Source organism: Pseudomonas sp. AIG (genome assembly GCF_977020205.1).
This window is the reverse complement of the sequence record NZ_CDROCK010000107.1, coordinates 1-4,503: the sequence shown is the minus strand read 5'-3', so window position 1 is coordinate 4,503 and position 4,503 is coordinate 1. Positions and strand designations below refer to the sequence as shown.

Annotated in this window: 1 protein-coding gene; it reads left to right on the top strand. The window is 62.7% G+C overall.

The features are described 5' to 3' along the window. Positions 1-4,503: immunoglobulin-like domain-containing protein (locus tag ACWR1S_RS30600; protein WP_454566110.1), on the top strand; the 4,503-nt coding region annotated here is incomplete at both ends.

Here is a 4,503-nt window from a genome sequence, read left to right as displayed (position 1 = left end):
CGACCATCACCATCGACGCCGGCAAGACCACCGGCACCGTGACCGTCCCGGCCCCGGCCGATGACGTCTACAAAGACGCCGGCAAAGTCGAAGTGACCATCAAAGGCACCGACGGCGGCAATTTCGAAAATCTGGTGGCCAATCCGACGCCAGCGGTGACCAACGTCGCTGACACCATCAACACCACGCACCTGACCCTCAGCGCTGAAAGCTATGTGCTTGAAGGCACCTCGATCACGTACACCGCGACCCTGACCAACGCCGCGCAAACGCCGGTCACCGTCAATCTGAGCAACGGCCAGACCATCACCATCGAGGCTGGCAAAACCAGCGGTTCGGTGACCATCGCCGCGCCAAGCGATGACGTCTACAAAGACGTCAGCAAGCTCACCGTGACCATGACCGATGCCACTGGCGGCAACTTCGAGAAACTCGACGTCAGCAAGACTCCGGTCAGCACCACCGTCAATGACACCATCGACAAAACCACGCTGACCCTCAGCGCCAGCGACACCGTCAGCGAAGGTGGCCAGATCACCTACACCGCGACCCTGAGCAACCCGGCCGGCACCGCCATGACCGTGACCCTGGCCAACGGCGCAGTGATCAACATCGCCGCCGGCGCCACCAGCGGCTCGGTGAATTTCGCCGCGCCTGCCAATACTCCGTACATCGACGGCGGCAAGGTACAGACAGCGATTGCCAGCCACAGCGGCGGCAACTTCGAACAGGTCGATGCCAACCGTTCGGCAGTGGTTACAACTGTCACCGACACGGTCGACACCACCAATATCAGCCTGAGCGCCACCGCTTCGGTCGCCGAGGGCGGCTCGATCGTCTACACCGCGAGCCTGACCAACCCGGCGGGCACGGCGATGACCGTGACCCTGAGCAACGGCGCGGTGATCAACATCGCCAAGGGCGCGACCACTGGCACCGCAACCGTCGCAGCGCCGGCCGATGACGTCTACAAAGATGCTGGCAAGGTCGATGCGAGCATCACCAAGACCACCGGCGGCAACTTCGAGAACCTGGTGGTCGACAAGACCCCGGCGGTCACCGACGTGACCGACACCATCGACAACAGCACCGTTTCGCTGACCGCCACCGCCAGCACCGTTGAAGGCGGCGTGGTGGTTTACACCGCCTCCGTCACCGCGCCGGTGACCGGTTCGCCAGTTCTGGTGACCCTGTCCAACGGCCAGACCATCACCATTCCGGTCGGCGCCAGCAGCGGCAGCGTCAACTTCACCGCACCGAACGATGCCCTGGCCGGCGGCAACACGCTGAGCGTGAAAATCGACGGCGCCAGTGGCGGCAACTACGAAAATCTTGTGGCCGACAAAACCCCGGCCGTGACTTCGGTGACCGATACCGTCGACACCACCAACCTGTCGCTGAGTGCGACCGGCACCGTGGCTGAGGGTGGTTCGATTGTTTACACCGCTACGCTGACCAATCCGGCTGGCACGCCAGTTACCGTGACCTTGTCGAACGGTTCTGTGATCACCATCGAAGCGGGCAAGACCACGGGTTCCGTGACCGTTGCGGCCCCGGCCGATGACGTCTACAAGGACGCCGGCAAAGTCGAAGTCACGATCAAGGACGCCACGGGCGGCAACTTCGAAAACCTGGTGCCAAGCACCACGCCAGCCGTGACCGATGTGACTGACACCATCGACACCTCGACCGTCAAACTGACGGCCGACACCACTGTCGCTGAAGGTGGCACTGTCACTTACACCGCCACGGTTGGCGCGCCGGTCACGGGTTCGCCTGTCGTGGTCACTCTGGCCAACGGCCAGAGCATCACCATTGAAGTCGGCAAAACCACCGGCACCGTGACCACCATCGCGCCGAATGACGCATTGAACGGTCAGGCGTCGCTGGGCAACTCGATCACCAACGTTTCCGGCGGCAACTACGAAAACCTGGTGGCCGACAAGACCCCGGTGTCGACCACGGTCACTGACACCGTCGACACCACTGATCTGTCGCTCAGCGCTACCAATTCGGTCGCCGAGGGCGGTTCGATCATCTACACCGCGACCCTGAGCAATCCCGCCGGTACGCCGGTGACCGTGACCCTGAGCAACGGTTCGGTGATCACCATTGAAGCGGGCAAGACCACTGGCACCGTGACCGTTGCTGCGCCTGCCGATGACGTCTACAAAGACGCCGGCAAAGTCGAAGTCACCATCAAGGACGCCACCGGCGGCAACTTCGAGAACCTGGTTCCGAGCACCACGCCAGCCGTGACCGATGTGACTGACACCATCGACACCTCGACGGTCAAACTGACCGCCACCGAATCTGCGGCTGAAGGTGGCACCGTCACTTACACCGCCACCGTCGGCGCACCAGTGACGGGTTCGCCTGTCGTCGTGACGCTGGCCAACGGTCAGAACATCACTATCGAAGTCGGTAAAACCACCGGCACCGTGACCACCACCGCACCGAACGATGCGCTGAACGGCCACACGCCGCTGACCAACGCAATCACTGACGTGAGCGGCGGTAATTACGAGAATCTGGTGGCCGACAAGACACCAGTTTCGACCACGGTCACCGACACCGTCGACACTACTAATCTGTCGCTGACTGCGACCGGCACAGTGGCGGAAGGCGGCTCGATTGTTTACACCGCGACCCTGACCAACCCGGCCGGCACGCCGGTAACCGTGACCCTGTCGAACGGCTCGGTGATCACCATCGAAGCGGGCAAGACCACTGGCACCGTGACTGTTGCTGCGCCAGCCGATGACGTCTACAAGGACGCCGGCAAAGTCGAAGTCACGATCAAAGATGCGACTGGCGGCAACTTCGAGAATCTGGTGCCAAGCACCACGCCTGCGGTCACCGACGTTACCGACACCATCGACACCTCGACGGTCAAACTGACCGCCACCGAATCGGCGGCTGAAGGTGGCACCGTCACCTACACCGCGACGGTCGGCGCGCCAGTCACCGGTTCGCCGGTTGTCGTGACCCTGGCCAACGGTCAGAACATCACCATCGAAGTCGGCAAAACCACCGGCACCGTGACCACCACCGCGCCAAACGATGCGTTGACCGGTCATGCGCCGTTGACCAACTCGATCACCGGCGTTAGCGGTGGCAACTACGAAAACCTCGTGGCCGACAAAACCCCGGTCAGCACCACCGTGACCGACACTGTCGACACCACCAATCTGTCGCTGACCGCGACCGGCGCGGTGGACGAAGGCGGCCAGATCACTTACACCGCGACCCTGACCAACGCTGCTGGCTCGCCGGTCACCGTGACCCTGTCGAACGGTGCCGTGATCACCATCGACGCCGGCAAAACCACCGGCACCGTGAGCGTCGACGCACCGAAAGACGACGTCTACAAAGACGCCGGCACCGTTGAAGCGACCATCAAGGGCGCAACCGGTGGCGACTTCGAGAACTTGGTCACCAGCACTGCCCCGGCCGTCACCACCGTCAACGACACCATCGACACCTCCACCGTGTCGCTGACTGCCACGGCGAACGTCGCCGAAGGCGAAACCGTGGTCTACACCGCGACCGTGACCGCGCCAGTGACTGGCTCACCGGTTGTCGTGACCCTGTCCAACGGCCAGACCATCACCATCGCTGTCGGTGAAACCACCGGCTCGGTGAACTTCGTTGCACCGAACAGCCCATTGGCCGGTGGCAGCTCGCTGAGCGTGACCATCGATGGCGCCACTGGCGGCAACTACGAAAAACTCGCGGTCGACGGCAAGTCCGCCGACACCGCGGTTTCGGACACTACCGACACCACCAACCTGAACCTGACCGCAACCGATTCGGTGGCTGAAGGCGGTTCGATCGTCTACACCGCGACGCTGACCAACCCGGCTGGCACGCCGGTAACCGTGACCCTGTCGAACGGTTCGGTGATCACTATCGAAGCCGGCAAAACCACCGGCACCGTAACCGTTCCAGCGCCTGCCGATGACGTCTACAAAGACGCTGGCAAAGTCGAAGTGACGATCAAGGATGCAACCGGCGGTAACTTCGAGAACCTGGTGCCTAGCACCGTGCCAGCGGTGACCAACGTTACCGACACCATCGATACCACCAGCGTCAAACTCACCGCGACCGAGTCGGCGGCTGAGGGCGGTACCGTTACCTACACTGCTACTGTCGGCGCGCCAGTCACCGGTTCGCCTGTGGTTGTGACCCTGGCCAACGGTCAGACCATCACCATTGGCGTTGGCCAGACCACCGGCACCGCGACCACCACCGCGCCGAACGATGCATTGACCGGCCATGCGCCGATTACCAATGCGATCACCGAAGTGAGTGGTGGTAACTACGAAAACCTGGTGGCCGACAAGACCCCGGTTTCGACCAACGTCACCGACACCGTCGACACCACTAACCTGTCGCTGACTGCAACCGGCACCGTGGCTGAAGGCGGTTCGATCATCTACACCGCGACGCTGACCAACGCGGCTGGCTCGCCAGTCACCGTGACCCTGTCGAACGGCGCCG